This window comes from Microcoleus sp. CAWBG58 (assembly GCF_020883045.1).
Lineage (GTDB): Bacteria > Cyanobacteriota > Cyanobacteriia > Cyanobacteriales > Microcoleaceae > Microcoleus.
On the sequence record NZ_JAHRFA010000022.1, the window covers coordinates 1 to 17,697 of the forward strand.

Annotated in this window: 21 protein-coding genes; 13 read left to right on the forward strand and 8 right to left on the reverse strand. The window is 46.5% G+C overall.

Annotated features, from left to right (window positions below):
* Positions 1-693: 693 nt before the first annotated feature.
* From QZ918_RS12040 to QZ918_RS12065, 6 genes are all read right to left on the reverse strand, one after another.
* The gene (locus tag QZ918_RS12040; RefSeq protein WP_293335122.1) at positions 694-1,419 is read right to left on the reverse strand and encodes a hypothetical protein; all 726 of its coding nucleotides are present in this window, start codon (positions 1,417-1,419) and stop codon (positions 694-696) included.
* Between the two features lie 75 nt (positions 1,420-1,494).
* Positions 1,495-1,725, reverse strand: coding sequence for a hypothetical protein (locus tag QZ918_RS12045; RefSeq protein ID WP_293335125.1), 231 nt, complete (start codon positions 1,723-1,725; stop codon positions 1,495-1,497).
* A gap of 129 nt (positions 1,726-1,854) precedes the next feature.
* Complete coding sequence (locus tag QZ918_RS12050) at positions 1,855-2,241, reverse strand: hypothetical protein (protein WP_293335128.1); 387 nt, start codon at positions 2,239-2,241, stop codon at positions 1,855-1,857.
* Positions 2,234-2,530 carry a hypothetical protein gene (locus tag QZ918_RS12055; RefSeq protein WP_293335131.1) on the reverse strand — a complete coding sequence of 99 codons (297 nt, stop codon included), beginning with the start codon at positions 2,528-2,530 and terminating at the stop codon, positions 2,234-2,236. Before QZ918_RS12055 ends, QZ918_RS12050 begins: the two co-directional genes overlap by 8 nt.
* Entirely contained in the window at positions 2,523-2,801 is a 279-nt protein-coding gene (locus tag QZ918_RS12060) for an HU family DNA-binding protein (RefSeq protein WP_293335134.1), read from the reverse strand. Before QZ918_RS12060 ends, QZ918_RS12055 begins: the two co-directional genes overlap by 8 nt.
* 105 nt (positions 2,802-2,906) lie before the next feature.
* On the reverse strand, positions 2,907-3,302 hold the full coding sequence (locus tag QZ918_RS12065) for a hypothetical protein (protein WP_293335137.1): 396 nt from the start codon (positions 3,300-3,302) through the stop codon (positions 2,907-2,909).
* A gap of 161 nt (positions 3,303-3,463) precedes the next feature.
* Here QZ918_RS12065 and QZ918_RS12070 point away from each other — a divergent pair, with 161 nt between their 5' ends.
* From QZ918_RS12070 to QZ918_RS12105, 8 genes are all read left to right on the forward strand, one after another.
* Positions 3,464-4,621 carry a hypothetical protein gene (locus QZ918_RS12070; protein ID WP_293335140.1) on the forward strand — a complete coding sequence of 386 codons (1,158 nt, stop codon included), beginning with the start codon at positions 3,464-3,466 and terminating at the stop codon, positions 4,619-4,621.
* A gap of 2 nt (positions 4,622-4,623) precedes the next feature.
* Entirely contained in the window at positions 4,624-5,007 is a 384-nt protein-coding gene (locus QZ918_RS12075) for a hypothetical protein (protein ID WP_293335143.1), read from the forward strand.
* Between the two features lie 31 nt (positions 5,008-5,038).
* Positions 5,039-5,887 carry a hypothetical protein gene (locus QZ918_RS12080; RefSeq protein ID WP_293335146.1) on the forward strand — a complete coding sequence of 283 codons (849 nt, stop codon included), beginning with the start codon at positions 5,039-5,041 and terminating at the stop codon, positions 5,885-5,887.
* A gap of 16 nt (positions 5,888-5,903) precedes the next feature.
* The gene (locus QZ918_RS12085; RefSeq protein WP_293335149.1) at positions 5,904-6,410 is read left to right on the forward strand and encodes a hypothetical protein; all 507 of its coding nucleotides are present in this window, start codon (positions 5,904-5,906) and stop codon (positions 6,408-6,410) included.
* Positions 6,411-6,510: 100 nt separating this feature from the next.
* On the forward strand, positions 6,511-6,816 hold the full coding sequence (locus QZ918_RS12090) for a hypothetical protein (protein WP_293335152.1): 306 nt from the start codon (positions 6,511-6,513) through the stop codon (positions 6,814-6,816).
* A 243-nt stretch (positions 6,817-7,059) separates the two neighbouring features.
* Entirely contained in the window at positions 7,060-8,304 is a 1,245-nt protein-coding gene (locus QZ918_RS12095) for an IS110 family transposase (protein WP_293335154.1), read from the forward strand.
* A 109-nt stretch (positions 8,305-8,413) separates the two neighbouring features.
* Positions 8,414-8,986, forward strand: a complete 573-nt coding sequence (locus QZ918_RS12100) for a shikimate kinase (protein ID WP_293335157.1) — start codon at positions 8,414-8,416, stop codon at positions 8,984-8,986.
* Positions 8,987-9,177: 191 nt separating this feature from the next.
* Entirely contained in the window at positions 9,178-9,405 is a 228-nt protein-coding gene (locus QZ918_RS12105) for a hypothetical protein (RefSeq protein WP_293335160.1), read from the forward strand.
* Positions 9,406-9,999: 594 nt separating this feature from the next.
* On the opposite strand, the gene QZ918_RS12110 is transcribed toward QZ918_RS12105, so the two are convergent.
* Positions 10,000-10,443 (reverse strand): hypothetical protein, encoded by a 444-nt coding sequence (locus tag QZ918_RS12110; protein ID WP_293335163.1) that lies wholly within the window; start codon positions 10,441-10,443, stop codon positions 10,000-10,002.
* A 203-nt stretch (positions 10,444-10,646) separates the two neighbouring features.
* Positions 10,647-11,051 carry an NIL domain-containing protein gene (locus tag QZ918_RS12115; protein WP_293335166.1) on the reverse strand — a complete coding sequence of 135 codons (405 nt, stop codon included), beginning with the start codon at positions 11,049-11,051 and terminating at the stop codon, positions 10,647-10,649.
* Positions 11,052-11,358: 307 nt separating this feature from the next.
* Here QZ918_RS12115 and QZ918_RS12120 point away from each other — a divergent pair, with 307 nt between their 5' ends.
* The 5 genes from QZ918_RS12120 (at position 11,359) to QZ918_RS12140 (ending at position 17,479) form a co-directional block, all read left to right on the forward strand.
* Entirely contained in the window at positions 11,359-11,955 is a 597-nt protein-coding gene (locus QZ918_RS12120; RefSeq protein WP_293335169.1) for a thioredoxin family protein, read from the forward strand.
* Between the two features lie 159 nt (positions 11,956-12,114).
* Positions 12,115-12,240, forward strand: coding sequence for a hypothetical protein (locus tag QZ918_RS12125; protein ID WP_293335172.1), 126 nt, complete (start codon positions 12,115-12,117; stop codon positions 12,238-12,240).
* Positions 12,241-12,421: 181 nt separating this feature from the next.
* Positions 12,422-15,643, forward strand: coding sequence for an efflux RND transporter permease subunit (locus tag QZ918_RS12130; protein WP_293335175.1), 3,222 nt, complete (start codon positions 12,422-12,424; stop codon positions 15,641-15,643).
* A 111-nt stretch (positions 15,644-15,754) separates the two neighbouring features.
* Entirely contained in the window at positions 15,755-16,360 is a 606-nt protein-coding gene (locus QZ918_RS12135; protein WP_293335178.1) for a Uma2 family endonuclease, read from the forward strand.
* An 18-nt stretch (positions 16,361-16,378) separates the two neighbouring features.
* Positions 16,379-17,479 (forward strand): hypothetical protein, encoded by a 1,101-nt coding sequence (locus QZ918_RS12140; RefSeq protein WP_293335181.1) that lies wholly within the window; start codon positions 16,379-16,381, stop codon positions 17,477-17,479.
* Positions 17,480-17,697 lie beyond the last annotated feature (218 nt).

Sequence of the window (17,697 nt, forward strand, 5' to 3'; positions counted from 1 at the left end):
ATGTACTCCACAGTAGCGTTTAAAGTCTTTGGGGGTTAACTTTTGTAATTCTTCGTAATTCATATTCTCAATCTAATTTTTGTTTTATTTTACCTCGAACGATTGCACTTTCGCAAGAGGTCTAATGCAGACTGCAATGGGTGTGCAAATATTGGTCGTAAAGTAGCAACAATGCTTGGATTGGATCTAAGTGGAGTTGGTAGAGGTGATTTGTCAGCACCTATAAGACTTAAATTGTGGTCTTGTGAATCCCCTCGCCTTTAGGCATGGGGAGATGTCAATGGAACGGCACTTATCGCTGGCGACATCTGGGGGCGTGGACGGTTGGGGACACGGCGATTCTTGTACATCGCGCACTTGTTGCCGATCGCACAGCATCTGCTATTTCGGCCGATTCCGCCAGCGCCGTAACCCTCGACAACGGGATGGCGACAAAAACAAAGCTGATCGAGGGAACCACCGCCGTGGTGCAAGGATCTTCAGCGAGAGTGCCTCACGGCCTCGATATCACCAAAATTCTTTCGGTAGTAATCATGATTAGGGCGAATTCTGGCGCGCTCGTGGGGGTCAACAATCAGAATGGCGTCGGAACCGGGCATCGGTTTGATTGGGGGGTCGTTGGCGCGGATTTGTTTGTATTGAATGTTCCAGATCAATCCGCAAGGCTGGTTTCGTGCCCCTTTTTTGCGCTAATCACTTACCGCCTGTAGCAGAAGGCCTCAAAGTCTCTACAATCTCAGAAGGTTTGATGCCGATCGCCAAAAGTGATCGCACTTCTGCAACTTTTGCCTGCGCGATCGGCGAGTCGGTGTTGCCACCGCGAATGTGTACGTGGCGCATCCGGGAACCGTCGCGGTAGCTAAATCTAAAATATTCACCGCTGCGGGCCGTTCCGCGCGGGCGGTAGGTAGATATTGCCTTGCAATTTGATACAGAATCATCGGGTGGATTTGATTCTGTATCAAGTTCCACGAGGGCGATCGACTCTGATACAGAATCATCGGGTGAATTTGATTCTGTATCAAGTTCCACAAGGGCGATCGACTCTGATACAGAATCATCGGGTGGATTTGATTCTGTATCAAGTTCCACAAGGGCGATCGACTCTGATACAGAATCATCGGGTGGATTTGATTCTGTATCAAGTTCCACAAGGGCGATCGACTCTGATACAGAATCAATCTTGTTGCGTGGAAGCAATGCAAACTCGCCCGGGTAAAGATACCCCCACGACTCAGTAACATCACTCCAAAATTTGCAGCTACCGTCCAAAGGATGGATGGTTTCGATTTTGACAACATCTCCCTTCTTTAGACCAGGAGCTTGAGGTGTCTTTCTCTTCACTTTGACTAGGTCGCCAACTCTGTAGAGCGTTCCGACCGCTGGAGAATTCTCGAATAATGCAAGTTGAGTATTCATATAAACCCAAATCTAAAATCTAATTTGTGCAAGCCGATCGCCCGCTAAGAGCGATCGGCTAATTTTCAAAAAACCTTAGATATCGCTAGGTGCGAAATCCAAAGGCATTGTCGCCGGGAAGCTCGGTGGCATTGTGGGAGCAGTACCCATAGTTAGCTGATCGAGAAGAGCCTGAGCTTGCTGGATGGTTGCAAGTTCCTCGGTTGATTCGCGAGATTCTTCTTCTTCCAATACAGCCAAGCGATTGCCTTGACTGTTTACGACCTCAAGAATCGTTCGCAGCAGTTGAAAAAGAATAGGGTTCATGGGTTTAACGTCCTTGTTTACTTGGTTGGTAAGTGCCGGTCTCTCCCGGCTGCCACCCCACTTCGGATCTACTCTGGCAGGTGTCGCCAGTTTGCTGTGCTACAGATAAACAGGCTTCTCACGGAGGCGTCATTTATCTGTAGCAATATCTTCGGAATCTAGCTTTGCCAGATCGTCTAGTCTCACCATTCTGAGGCTTGGAAATATGCACCGAAGTTTCTCGTTGATGTAGTCGAATTCCCACTCTTCTATTCGCAATCTAGGGCCGTCGATGTGAATGTTCGCTTGAGTAAAGTCAACGCCCCGCTTGAAATTCCGCTCGCAGATTTTGATATATTCGCCGATTAGCCCGGTAAATTCGATAAATGTGTGGCAGTTGGTGGCGATCGCCTCGCGGTAGTAATTGGCGTTAGCCGCTTTCATTGCCTCAAGTACTTCCTCAGGAGTTTGGGGATTGTCTGGGAGTTCTCTCTTGGGGCCGCCTAGTAAGGTTTTTGCTTCTTCTCTATCAATCATTGAAATCCGTGCCTTCAACTAATATGTCGTGCTGGCTGTGCCATCCCAGATCGAGCACTTTGTACGTGGCAGACTCTGGATTGAACAAGGCCTGAAGGTCGATCGCTACATCCCTAGCTATTCTTGTCACTGTGGTCTTGCCTGCCAGTGATCGATGCAGCAGTGCTAGCTGAATGTGGCTGACAATGGCGATCGCTTGCAGCGGGAGAATTTGGATCTCACGAGCCGGTGCATTTTCGAGTTCCGCTAGTTCCGCATAGTATTGCTTGAGGAGTTGTCTATCAGTCATTGTTCACAGCCTCCTTGAAGGTCTTTCCTGGTGTGAAGACCGGCACTAGAGTAGCAGGGATTTGGAGTGATTGACCTGTTTTAGGGTTGCGACCTTCACGGGCTTTACGATCGCGCTTCTCGAAAGTGCCAAACCCAACGATGGTCACTTTCTCACCCCTGGCAACGGCTTTGGTAATTACTTCTATGAGGGCGTCGAATACGGCGTTAGTCTGTTTCTGGGTGGTGTCGGCTCTGTCGGCAACAGCTTCGACCAGTTCCTTTTTATTCATAAGTGCGATCGCTCCTTGGTTATCAGTTATTAGTTATTAGTTGTCAGTCGTTAGTTGTCCGCAACGCAAAAGCCAGCATCCCTTTGGGGGACGCTGGCTTTTTTGCTATTCAGGATTTGAGGCCTCTTGATGGTTAATTGGTGGTTCTAGCTGCTGCTGCTCTTCTTTCTGCCGTGCCTGCAACTCTTTTAGCTTGATTAGATTGTTTAGCTTCTGCTCGCATTCCTTCGCTTCCGACTGATACCAGACGATGCACTCCAAACTCTTGACCAACTGCTTTTGTGCATCGTCGATCAGTTGGTCAAGGATTCCCCCAAGGGCGTCACTAGCCCCAACTCCCTCCTTGCCACCTTCTCGATCAGGTGAGATGCACTGATTCCCAATTCCTTCGCCAATTCGTTCAACATTTTGGCTCCCGTAGGCGTCAAGCCGAACGCCTTCGTCACCTTTACTTCCCCGTACTCTCTCTGCTTCGCTTTTCTGCCCATAGGTTTGGCTCATAACATCTCCACTAAATTAACAAAGTCTTATATGAGATGTTGACATTATATCATCATAGACTCTATAGTAATATCCATAGTCTGTTATGAGACTGCACTGCATACCCTGCAAGAACCGGGCGGGACTGCTTGACCCGCCCTTTCCCCACTAACTGTGAAGCCATGTACACACTAGAAGCATTACAGAGCAAGACTTTTAAACAATTAAAGGAGATCGGTTACGAGCTTAACGTACTCCCAGCGGGCAACAAAACGTACAGACAAACCTGGATTGACGCCATTGTCGGAGTCAATCCCCCGCTGCTGGAACTGCTGGAAGTTTCCCCCGGTGTCAAAGTTGAACCGGTTGCCGAGGCGATCGAAGTTCAACCCACCGAGCCGATCGAATCCAAATTCGGCCGCACCGCTTATCCCAAACCGGCCGTTAAGCCGATCGCCCCTGCGGACAAAAATTCCCCCGGTGTCAGTTTCGATGTTGATGAATTCCAACAAACTCACGTCGCCGAGATTGAGGCTTATTTCAGCGACGATCGCCCTCCGAACCGTGGCATTGGGGACAGAGGCAGGCTGGAGAATGAGCCAAAGTTGAGCCAAAGTGAGATCGTACCAGCGACTAAAAATCTCCCTCGATCTGAATCCGATCTGAATCCGATCTTGACAGGGGTTACTTTTTCCGACAATTTTCTCGCCCGCTATTCCCCGCCGAAGACGGAGAACATCCACTATCAAGTCGGCGCGGACGGGCAACTGAGCCTACTTGATTTCGAGGTGGAATCAGTGGATGAACCACCAGACTTTGACGACTACTCGACAGAATTTGAATTCTGGGCTGCTTACGACGCTTGGTGCGATCGCAACCCAGACGATTTTGACAGCATCGATGCTTTCAGCCAGCTACCAGCCCCTTCAGGTGTCGAAAACCCTGAATCGCCTGCTGTATCTATGGATTCGATGCGCGAATGGGCACCGTGTCCAGAGGACTGGTACGACGAGCCAACAGCCGAAATATTGCCACTGGAAGCTTCATCCATGCCTGAAGTGCTGGAACCTTCCCAGGCAAACGAGATAATCGAAATAATCGAAACTTCCAGCACTTGCAAATTCCTGATTCCTGTTTTTGGCGCTGCGGGCGATCGACAAAACGACAAAGACGAACCGCCCGACGGGGGAAGTTTCGCCCGGTTGCCCAAGCCAAAACCCCCTAGTTTTCCGCCGATGAGTGTCGTTGCGGGCGATCGCGCAAACCGCATCAAAAAGTTCGCCCGCGGCGCAATACTGTCTAGCGGGCGATCGCCCCCAGGAGGTGATGCCAGCTTCTAATTATGGTTGTCTACCCATATTTCCATCATGCTTACATTCTTGTGCGATCGTTTCTTGAGCGAGGGCGATCGCTTCCTACAAATCTGATGAAAAAAGCCACTTGGTATCGCAGCTTGTACAACGGGTACGAGCCCGACAATAGGATCAAGCTAACGGGTGAATTAATTGACGACTTTTATGTATTTTTTGAAATGTGGGGGTCACTAACCTTCAACGATGGGCACTCCTTTGTATCGATTTATCGAAACGAAAATGGGGAGTTCATATGGAGAAAAGGTAACGAAACAGGCACCGAGACTTCTTTTATGGACGCCTGGGAAAAGATGCCCGCCTATGTCACAGACCCAGACGATTACGACGACTCATCTGTGACTTATCTCGATTAAAAATAGTTCTTGCAAATTCCTCTGAGTTTTAATGATGGAAATAACCGCCGACTTTAACGACATTTATTGGGAACCCCCAGAAAGTGAATTTCAGCCTCTTCTCGACTTTGAATCCGATATCGCTCGCGAAGTACCCCACAACGATATTGCTCTGCTTACGCATCGCATCAAAGATTCGTTCCTGGACTACGTGCGCCAAGGTGTAATGCTGGATGCTGTGTGCCGATATCGCTTATACAAACGGGATTACAAAGACTTTGCCCAATACTGCAATCTTGCTTTAGGGCGATCGCACTTTTACTGCAAGAAAATTATTCAAGCGGCCAAGATTTGCATCGAGCTCATTAAGTCCAAGTTTAAGATTCTCCCTACTTCCGTAGCTCAAGCGCTACCGCTTCTGAAGTTTGCAAAAGTTGATGAGTACGGCGATTCGGATCTACAAGACAAGTGGCAAACTGTCATTGATGGTTTCCCACCCCAGTCAATCACGGCTGCAAAAATCCAAGAAACTCTCGACGAAAACCCAGAGAACAGAGCCAAGCAAGTCCGCATCGGCGGCAAAAGCTACCAACTGCTGCAACAGAAAGCAGCAGCAGCGGGGATGGCTGTCTCCAAGTATCTTGAGATGCTGATTGGCGGCACCCAGCCGCCGGATGAAGAACCGCCAGAGGGTGAAGGTGAGGGAACGGAACTGACCGCTGAGAAAGAAGAGATTTGCGATGAGCTGGATGTCTACTTTAAATCCAAATCTAGAAAAAGAGGATTTGCCATCAAAAAGCCATCAAAAAGCTATCAAAAAGCTATCAAAAAGCCATCAAAAAGCTATCAAAAAGCTACCAGCGACAAAAATAGATCCGGCAAAGTGTCGGATTCCTCCTAACTTCTAACTTAAAATCATGCACAATACTTTTACTTACAGGCATTCCGATTTGCCCGCGCTTCGACCTGAAATCAAAGCCGAAATTGTTGGGATAGACGTTCATATTGCTGATTTGATACTTAAAAGTCAAGGCAATTATCGCGAGCTACAGGAACTAGCGGAAACACTAGACAACCGTCTAGACAGTTGCGAACTCAACCTCAATTCAATTCGGATTATTCCTGACAACAGCCCCCAACCATCTGGTGCCAGTATGAAAGATTTATCTTTGGACGAAAAGCGAATTATTTATTCGTGTTCGTTCACAAACTCACTTCTGCTCAATATACTTGCCGACCTTCTTGGCGAGACTCCTGAAGACTTGGCGAGAAACATAGCATCTAAAGCTTTGACTCACAGCAGACCAGTGGCAAATGACGAAGTGGAAGAATTTATTAGTAACTTGCTTTCAAAAATACAAGAGGCAAAAGACAATCATTTTCTGTTGGAGCGCGTTGGAGACCCCTCTGAAAAGAAATCATAAGCAGCTAAAAAATATTTAGGCGCAAAAAAGCAAGCGGCTAGATTACACTACTAGCCGCTTGCATCCAAGCTATCTTGACCAATTCATCAGGCAGTATACCATGAACAAGCAAACCACCAACAAGCATATTGCTACTTGCGTAAAATCCGCAAAAGAGCGATTTGACAATTTTAGTGAAGCCAAATCATACAAAGTTTTTCTCATCATCAAAGAAGCCAAAGCGCGAGGGCTTTTGCAAAAACAGCCCCCCGACCGCTGCTTAAGCCCGTACATTAACGCCGCCAATCGCATTTTAGAAACTTTTGGAACCGAAAGATTTTTCCCGACAGTCTCAGCCAATATCACCCACATTTATGCGTACGTCGCGCTGGTCGCAACCAACACGATTAAACTAACTGCTGCCTGATGAGTGCCGCCAAGACTCAGCGGCCGAAACTCCCCTTTTTAAGGGGGAGTCGCGGGACGAGTCGCAAGATGAGTGGCGCTTTAAGAGTGAAATTAGCTTAATTGCTATCTCTTTTTCGTAAGCGCCAGCCCGCATCTAAAACCGGACAAAATAAACGAGCCTTAATCAGTGAAGTAAGCATTAATTTGCTTTTGGGAGATTCGTAGGCTCTCTTTGTCTTTAACACTTTTACTCCCCAAACACATGAAATATTTAATCCTAGGCATTGACGTTAGTCGGTCATCAATTGCCGTGTGCTTTATGCTGGAGAAACCCGCCAGCCCCCGTGACGACTATTTCGACGCCGATATCGAAGTGTTTCACTCGAACCTTGAAAATTTGAATAAATTAAGAGCAAAGATTGAAAGTTTTGGTGCCGATAAAGTCATCGCAATTTGTGAGCCAACCGGGATTAACTACGCAAAGCTGTGGGTGAATAAACTTACCGACTGGGGCGCGGAAATGCGGATGATTTCTAACAGCAAGTTGCCCAACTACAGGGCGGATCTTATGGGTAAAGAGGGGAAGAGTGGGGCTAAAACTGATGACATTGATGCCTTTGCTATTGCTTGTTGGTATTTCGATAAGCCGAAGTCCAGCTACCTCAAGATTCGAGATCCCCTGGTGAGCCAAGTCAAACAAATTTGTTTGCGAATCGAACATCTGAACCGAGTGCAATCCCCGATTATCAACAGAATGAGACAAGAGCTTACTTGGCAGTGCCCGGAAATTGCCCAAGTGCGATCGGCAAAACTGCAAGAAGAACTGCCGCCCCTGATGTGGGGGTGGCTGGCCGGGCGGCGAAAGTCGAAAAAGTACGATCGCATTTTGAAAGCAACCGTCGGCTCGGGAATCGAATCTCAAACTCGGTGGGCCGCCAGTCAATACTGCGAAATCGAAGAGGAAATTTTCAAACTCAAAAAGCAGTTGGTTCGATTGATCGAGCATCCGCAGTTCACGGAATATCGCCGCATTTTTACAAAATTCGGGTTTGGGTACCAATTGCAAGGCTACTTGCTGGGAGCAATTTACCCGATCGAAGATTTTTTAAAAGACGGTCGGCCAGAAGTCAAAATCAGAAAAAATCGCCAAACTGGGAAAAAGTCTAAGCTCAAACTTTCAGAGCGCCGCTTTATGCGAGCGGTTGGCATGGGCGTAATTCGGGACGACAGCGGCCAGAGAAAGAAGGGAAAGCAGTCCGGCTGCGCGCTGTGTAGAAAAGCACTCTGGCAGTGGTGCTTTACACGGCTGGAAGTTCGCCGAAACAATCCGCCGCTAAAATTTGTTTACGGTCAGGGCGACAGCGCAGAAGAAATGTCCCCAGCCGAAATCTTCAGGAGGAGAAAGAGACAGAAAGGCGGGACTCCAATTAAACTAGCCCGCCAGCGAGTCATTGCCCGCTGCATACGGGAACTTTTTAAAGAGCTTTGCGGCATCGTCAAAATCTAGAATCTAAAATTCCACTAAAAAACCCACGGGAGTAGTCTACCCGTGGGTCTTTAAAATACAAGAAACGTTGTTACAGTGAAAAAATAGCAAAATATTGGAGGATTTGGCGGTGGATTTGTTGAGGGGAGTTAATATCTATCTCGTCGGGATGATGGGTGTGGGCAAAACCACGGTGGGGCGGATTTTGGCAAGGGAATTAAAATACCGTTTTTTTGATACGGATGAACTAATTGTGCGAGTTGCTAATCAGTCAATTGCTGAGATTTTCGATCGCGAAGGGGAAGAGGCTTTTCGGGAATTAGAAACGAAAGTGCTCGGCGAATTGGCTGCTTATCAAAATTCGATCGTGGCTACGGGCGGCGGTATTGTTGCCCGATCGAAAAATTGGGGTTACTTGCATTACGGTATCGTGGTTTGGCTGGATGTACCTGTAGACCAATTGTACGATCGACTGCGATCGGACAGCACTCGGCCGCTACTGCGGCAGGGAGATCTCAAATCTAAGCTGCAAAGCCTTTTGAGCGAACGAGAGCGTTTCTACGCTCAAGCAGATGTCCGAGTTGGCATTTCCGGAGGCGAAAGGCCCGAAGAAGTAGCGCGTCGGGCGATCGAGGAAATCAAAAAAGTTCTAGAGGAAGGAAGAAGGAAGAAGAAAGAAGAAAGCAACGGTTTCGACAACTAAAACGTCCTAACCGTCTGGCTCGGTTTTTATCAGAAACTGGTCATGATGTCAATTGATACACTCATAAACCGGGTTTTTGGAAAAATTCACTATTGTCTGAACATTTGGGAATCCCGTAAAAATACTTATTTATGCCTGAGTGTATCGGTTTAACCGCTGAATGTTTGCAAATCAACCGGGTTTGATCGGATGTGGCGCGTAAGTTTTATATAGCAACCGCGCCCGACTATTACAACGTTCTGGCATTGCTGAAACCCTTGTTTTTATTGCTGCTTCTTCGCTATTTTTACCCGATCGCGAAGTCGAAGTGCTTTCTTCTTTCTATCAACTGTCAACTGTCAACTGTCAACTGTCAACTGTCAACTGTCAACTGTCAACTGTCAACTGTCAACTCTTCCTTCTGTTGTGCCAAAAAATAAAATGGCCCCACCGCTGAAGGGCTGTAGGGCGCAAGGACAGTTAAACGCTAACCTCATTGTCGGAAAAATTAGCATCGATGCTATCCTCCTGTGTGACGATTTTGCGATCGTCCATTGACTCATCAATGCTCTCGTATCAAAAAATGTAACCCAAGATCGATCGAATTCAACCTGTCCTATTCTAAAAACAATACCTCATGCATTCTGACGAGCAGCTCCATAAAGCTGCTTTTTTATTGGGATTTAGTTTTTGGTTGCCGGATTTACGGATCTTGGGAATAAAATTTTGAACAACAGTCGCTACAGATCGATATTGCCATAGTGGTTTTCCGTTGCACTCCAGGTTCCTCCCTAATTGACAATTGGCAATTGGCAATTGCTAATTGGGTATTGTGAATTTGTAATCGGTAATTGGGAAGCTCTACCTTATGAGAGTGGAAAACTGCTAGAATTACGGCACGAAGGCCTTAGTCGGGGGGCGGTGAGGTATTAAAAAAACCATCTCCATTTATTGATGAGCGATCGCATAATTTTGCGCTAAATACCCATTGCCAGTTGTAGTATTTGGCTTTTTTATGAATTGCCCGTTCCACATTACGGTAATACTAGCCTGCCTGTTCTTGACAAAAACTCGATCGCTCCGCCCACCCCCAAACCAGTTAAAGAAATAGTAGTTAATATTGCAAAAGTCCGCCATCTTTGGTGCCCAAACATTTGAATATCGAGTCTTGCTAAAGCTCCGGCTGAAGTCAAAACTAAAACCGTCACAAAAAGGTGCAACCAGGTAACAACTATAACTGCCAAACAAGCTCCTACAATAATCGAAATAAAAGCCCCAGCATCACTCGAAATCCAGCGCATGAGCAATTTTTTTGTCTCCTTCAGCGGGAATGACAAGGCAATGGCTAACACTAAAACAGCAGCTACGGCAAAAAACCAAGTCAGGTGCGGGGGAATATCAAATTCAGATAATTTCCAGCCAAAAATGAAATAAGTAACAAAAAGTAGAGTTAAGGAAAACCAAGAATTTCTTTTCATCCGATATACAAATTAGGGGAACCAAGCAACATAAAGATGACCCCGCCCAAAAACGGTTACTTGCTTGCCGACACTCATGATGGTCGATTCCAAAATTTTAGACTCTTGCTTAAGCTCTCAGATTCAGGGCGCTGCGAGTAAATCTAAAATTCTTCATTTCTTTAATCTAAAATCGGCTGACTCCGATAAATTTGCGTGCGGGCTTAGAGATTAGTAGAAATAGCTTGCACCGGACAAGTAGGGATGCACTGCTCGCAGACGATACAGCGCGATCGAGCAAACGTTAGTTTAAAGCTTTCTGGGTCAAGGGTCAAGGCTTCTGTCGGGCAAACCCCCGTGCACAAGCCGCAGTGAACGCAGGTATCTTCGTCGATGAGTATTTCCCTGCTGGCTAGGGAAACGCCGATACTTTGCGATCGCATCCAGTCGATCGCCGCTTCTAGTTGGTCAATGTCCCCTGATAACTCTAGCACCAGTTTGCCCACTTGATTCGGAGCCACCTGAGCGCGGATAATGTTGGCTGCAACATTAAAATCCTTGGCCAGTCGATAGGTGACAGGCATTTGGATCGATCGTTGTGGAAACGTCAGCGTTACCCGTTTTTTCACTGTTACCTCGGTAATTTACAAACACAATCTTTCTTATCTTATTGTTTTAGCGCACTTGCTCTAATTACTGGCCTCAGCCAATTTTTTGATGAGATTGGTCTGATTATCTCAAAATATGGTATAGTTTAAAGTGCTTATTAAAAATAGACCTCTTGCAAAAATATTTTTGCGGTGTTGTTTGCATTAATTGTTGTTCCCCGTTCCCCGTTCCCCGTTCCCTGTTCCCCGTTCCCTGTTCCCCGTTCCCTGTTCCCGACTTTTGCAAGAAGTCTAATAAAAACATAAAATTAGAATCAGCATTTATTTTATGAGTCTCAATTCGCCCAACTCAACTCCTGCCCCCGCAGATTCCGAAATAAACGCCGCCGCACGCGTCAGAAACTTATTGATAGTATTAGCAGCGATCGCCCTTTCAGTATCCATCTTCTTAGGAGTGCGAACTCAAACGCCAGCAAGCAGTCTCACCGAAATGGCAAAAGCCTCGGCACCGATAGCAACAGCCTTAACAAACGGCAAGCCAACACTCATGGAATTTTATGCTGATTGGTGCGGTAGCTGTCAAGCAATGGCTAAGGACTTAAGCGCCATCAAACAGAAATATGCCGAACCAATGAATTTTGTTATGCTAAATGTAGACAACGACAAATGGCTGCCAGAAATCACTAAATATCGAGTAGATGGCATTCCCCACTTTGTCTATTTGAATAATAAAGGCAGCAGGGTTGCTGAAACCATAGGCGAAACCCCACGCAGTATTATGGAAGAAAATTTAGAGGCTTTAATTGCAGGAAAACCAATACCGCACTCGCAATCTTCCGGTCAAGTTTCTGATTTTACTCCCGTTACAGGGCCTGTGAAAGCAAGCAGTTCTGACCCCCGCGCCCACGGCTCTCAAGTACAGTAGTTATTGGTTATTGGTTATTGGTTATTTGTTATTTGTGGCGACACTAATAACAAATAACCAATTAGTAGATACCGTAAGGTGCGTCGGCCGCAACAATCTACAAATAAACTCGAAAATTTCAGGGCGACGCACCACACAAGGGACAGGTTTTAACAAAAATTGCCTAAAACCAATAGTCTCGTAAACCCGCCTCCATCCCACGGTAAATCGGAACAGCTTTCGATCGACAAAAAAGTCGATCGCAACTTTAGCAAATTTTCATTGCGGGCGATCGGCTACCTCTAAAGAAATATTTACTAAAAAATTTTCTGAAATTTTATTAAGATTTATTATACTCGTAAGGTGTGTCAGTAGATATGCTCTCACCCCCAAGAGAAATTCAAAACTGACGCACCCTACTAGAATTAATGTGACTGACTGAGCCGACTCTTCAATCTAAAATCCCAAATCTAAAATCATAAATCAAATGACGGCAGACAAACCCGGATTTAGCATTAGCGCTACCGCCATTCGCCGCCACATCGGCACTATAATGCTGACACTGGCGATCGTCATGGTAGGCATTTTCTACATTACCCAACTGCCCGTTGACTTGCTACCCTCCATCACCTATCCCCGCATCTCCGTGCGTCTAGACGCCCCCGGAGTCTCGCCAGAAGTCGCAGTTGACGAAATTACTCGGCCCCTCGAACAAGGACTTTCAGCCACAGAAGGCGTCACGCAAGTGTTTTCTCGCACCCGCGAAGGACAAGTCAGCGTCGATTTATTCTTCAGAACCGGCGGAGATATTGACCAAGCCCTCAACGACGCCACAGCCTCCGTCAACCGCATTCGCAACCGACTTCCCGACACTGTAGAATCGCCAACTCTATTTAAATTTGACCCTTCGCAACAACCGGTTTACGAATTTGCACTGACTTCCGAATCCCGCCAAGGCGTAGATTTGCGAGTATTCGCCGATGACGAATTAGCCAGGGAAATTAACGTGATTCCCGGAGTAGCAGCAGTTGACGTTTCCGGCGGCGTTCAAGAAGAAATTCAAGTTAATATTGACCTGAACCGAATGCAAAGTTTAGGAGTTAATCTTAACGATGTTTTTGGTGCTTTGCGCGATCGCAATTTAGACACTTCCGGCGGCAGACTGCGCCAAGAATCCAACGAACCGCTGACTCGCACCATCGGCCGATTTAAAACAGCCGCCGAAATCAACAACCTTTCCTTTCAAATATCCGGTTCCAACCCGCCAAAACGAGTTTATATGCGGGATTTTGCCGCAGTCAAAGACGGTACGGAAGAACAGCGAGTTAAAGTTTTTCTCAATCAAGAACCTGCCGTTAAAATCAGCATTTTGAAACAGCCGGATGCCAACACAATTACTGTGGTGGACGGAGTGAAAAATCGCCTCAAACAAATGCAGGAATCCGGCTTAATTTCGGCAGACATGAAAGTAGTTACGACCTTAGACGAATCCCGATTTATCCGCAATTCCCTAGCCGATGTCGCGAATGCGGGAATTTCCGGGGCAGTCTTGGCTGCGATCGCAGTTTTGTTCTTTTTAGGTTCCCTCAGACAAACGCTGATTATCTCCCTGACTATTCCCCTGTGTACCTTAGCTGCAATTATTTTAATGCGGCTGTTCGGCTTGTCGCTGAACTTGTTTAGTTTGGGTGGCTTAGCCTTGGGAATCGGCCAGGCGATCGATACTAGCGTAGTTATTTTAGAAAATATTGTAGTCGGTTTAAACAGCAACCCCGAACTCAAAAAAGGCAAAGTCAAAAATCGCAAAGAAGTCACCATAGAAGAGTCGGTAATGCGGAGTCAAGAAGTAGAATCAGCAATGGTTGCTTCCACGGCGGCGAACTTAGTATCGGTGCTGCCATTTTTGCTGATCGGCGGCTTCTTTTCCCTGCTATTTAGCGAATTAATTTTGACAATTTGCTTCGCAGTAGCAGCGTCTCTGCTAGTAGCTGTAACTGTAGTACCGATGCTAACTTCTCGCTTGATGGGAATGTCTTATTCCAGCGGCGTCAGTCAGTTCGGGCCGATCAAACATTTCAACCGCGGCTTTGAAAACGGCACGCGGGCCTACGGTGCGGCGCTGTCAAAAGTGCTGGGTTGGCGCTTAATTATCATTCCACTGGCTTTTATAATTTTAGGCGGCGCCACTTGGGTGATGGCAGGTCAAATTCCCCAAGAAATTTTGCCGAGAGTCAACACAAGTCAAGCGCGATTGTTTGCTTTGTTTCCTCCCGGGACTAACTTAGAAACCAATCAAAAAGTAGTGGCAGCCGCCGACAAACTGCTGCTGGCACAGCCAGAAACTCAGTATACTTTAACCACAGCCGGAGGGCTGCTGTTCGGCAACAATACGATCGAGAATTTGCTCAGGGGAAGCAGCACGATTACCCTAAAATCTGGGACAAATACGATCGCCTTTACCGAAAGAATGACCGGAGAATTACGAAAAATAGACGTTCCCAAGGGAACTCGCTTGCGCTTAGTCCCAGAAGGTATCAGGGGTTTAGTGTTAACGAATTCTCCAGTCAGGGGCGGCGAAATTGATGTCATACTTCAGGGCCCAACTGAAAAAGCATTGCAGGAAGCAGGGCGCCAGATATTGACAGCATTGGATGAAAAGGTAAAATTAGCGAGGTTTCGGCCGGATGGAGACGCGCCGCAGTCGGAAGTGCAAATTCGTCCTGACTGGGAAAGAGCTTCTTTGTACGGGCTCAGTGCCCGAGACATTGGGGAGACAGTTCAAACAGCAATTGAAGGTTCTGTTCCGACTCAAGTGCAGCGGGGAAATCGGTTAGTAGATGTGCGCGTGCAGTTCGATCGCACTTCTGTCAAATCCACCGCCCAACTCGAACAAATTCCGCTATCTGCTAATAATAGCATCGTCCGTTTGAGCGATGTCGCAAAAATTGCGATCGGCAAAGCGCCCGGAGAAATTCAGCGTCTCAACCAGCGGCAAGTTTTCTTAATTGTCGGAAACTTAAATCGCGGTGCAAGTTTGGGCGATGCTGTCAAACAAGTCGATGCAGTTTTAGCCCAATTGAAGCTGCCGCCTGGAGTCAGAATAGTGCCTAGTTCCGCTGCGGAAACCAACCAGCAATTGCAAAGTTCGCTCAAACTTTTGGGCGGATTGGCGACGTTTTTAGTATTTGTCGCGATGGCGGTGCAGTACAATTCCCTAGTCGATCCGCTGGTGATTTTGCTGACAGTACCGCTGGCGTTAGCTGGCGGGATTTTCGGGCTGTACGTGACCAAAACTGCGATCGGGGCCACGGTAATGATCGGGGCAATTTTGCTCGTCGGAATTATCGTAAATAACGGCATTATTATGGTAGAATTGGCCAACCAAATTCGGGAAGACGAAAATGTCGATCGCACGACAGCAATTGTCAGGGCGGCACCTCAACGTTTGCGTCCGATTTTGATGACAACTATCACCACAGTTTTAGGTTTGTTTCCCCTCGCTTTGGGGATTGGCGAAGGTTCCGAGTTTCTGCAACCTTTGGGAGTTGTGGTGTTTTCTGGTTTATCGCTGGCTACTTTGCTAACGCTGTTTATTATTCCGTGTTTCTATATTTTGCTGCACGATTTCTTCGGGATGTTTGCAGCGAAGAAGAAGCCGCAGGTGGTGGCGGTTCCAGTGCAGAAGACGGGGAGAAAGAATGCGAATTAAAAGTGTTAGATTTCCGCGAACTTTATCACAATCCGGCAGGGGTTTAACCCTGCCTCATAGACGGTGATGCAATCGAGCGAGTATAATAGACATCTCATTAAGAAAGAAGCTATGACATACACCCCATCCAAACTACTTAGCTTTGAGGAGTTTATTGCCCTATATGGGGATAATACACGATATGAACTCATTGATGGAGAACTCAGAGATATGGAACCTACTGGCCCTCACGAAGCGGTTGCAGGTAGTATTGCTGGTAGAATTTACGTAGAAATTTTTCGCGAACAATTCAATTGGTTGGTTCCAAAAACTTGTTTAATAAAACCCCTATATGCTGACGCCACAGCACTGCGTCCTGATGTAGTTGTTTTAGATAAAGCAGAACTTGGTAGTGAACCCCTTTGGCAAAAAGAACCAGTGATTTGTAAGGATAGTACAATTAAGCTGGTTGCCGAAGTAGTCAGCACTAATTGGCAAGATGATTATGCAAGGAAAGTGGAAGAATACGCTTTTTTGAAGATTGCAGAATATTGGATTGTGGACTTTCGAGGCTTGGGGGGTTTGCAATTTATCGGCTCTCCCAAGCAACCTACTTTCACCGTCTGCCAGTTGGTTAATGGAGTTTACCAGCAGCAACAATATCGCTTGGGAGAGCCGATTTGTTCTTATCTATTTCCCAATTTACAATTGCAACTTGACGACATTATGCCGGCTTAAAATTCTCGCAATATCTTTATGCTGATTTCACCAAAAAATGAAAGACAAATTGACTTCGGGATATTAGCTATAAATCAAACCACTAATTCCGAGTGGGCTATTGGGATAACTTGCGGTCAAAAGGTCACTGTGTGCGATCGCAACTTGTCGCCAAAATACGAATACCAGCTTCCCGACGAAATTAGCTGCTTAGCCATCAATCCCAAAGGCGACTTGCTGGCGGCAGTTATGGCAAATCGCAATCATTTAGCAATTGTCACAGCAGAAAACCAGCTAGTTTTTGAAGAACAGCTACCTAACCCTCGTTACTATAATGGATTTGAGGACTGCTGGTTTGATACAGACGGCTTGCGTTTTTGGTGCATGAAAGTAATTGAAGGCAAGGAAGTAGAAATTCAAATTCGCGATACCAATTCATGGCAAATCCAGCGAAAACTTTTGCTCGAAGACCCTTTTGGATCGAGTTCCTTCGGGTTTTACCCGCACCCGGAAAACCAAATTTTAGCTATTTGGGCTGCTGAGGGTCAGGGCTTACAGCAAATTTACTGGCTTTATGATGATGGTACGAGAATTCACGCCGTGGACGTTCCATGTCCCCATGACGCAGCACCTCCAGAATTTCATCCTGCTGGTAGGGAATTTGTGACGGTACATGATTGTGGGCGAAAAATCAGCCGATTCAGTTTTCCCGACTGCAATCTACTTGGAATATGCGAATGGCCTCATGCGAATGACGGTTTTGGCTACTATATGTGCTATGTATCGGACGATCGCATTCTAGTCAACACAGATGAAGGACTCATGTATCTAATCGATCTTAACAAAATGGAAATATCAGATCAACTAATGTTAATCGGTCACGAACCGCGTTCGTCTAAAGAACTTTTTCCTAATCTCAAGGATGTTGAAGAAGGGCTTTGTGGCGACTTGCACTATTTCTATCCTTTTGATTCAGATAGCATTCTGTCCGTTCATTCACAAGTGTTGAGTCAAGAACCTGACTCTAAACATAAGACATTAGTTATCTTCGGGGGAAAAGAGTTGTTTGGTTCGCTGGCGGAGGTACAACCATCCGCACCCTACAGTAAATTATTCATTCAATCTTTGGGAATCTCTTAAGAGTTTTCAATATATAAAGGTTCCTGTGCAGTGTCAGATTTTCGCTCGTTTTTACGCAGTCCGGCGGGGGTTTAAACCCCCGCCTCATAGCGAAAGTCGGTTAAAACCGACTGAGGATTGTGATGGAAAGTACAGTGAATTTTAGTATTATTTAGATCGGGTTCGATCGATCGCAATTATCATAATTCCTGTAGGGGCGGGTTCACCAATAACCTTAA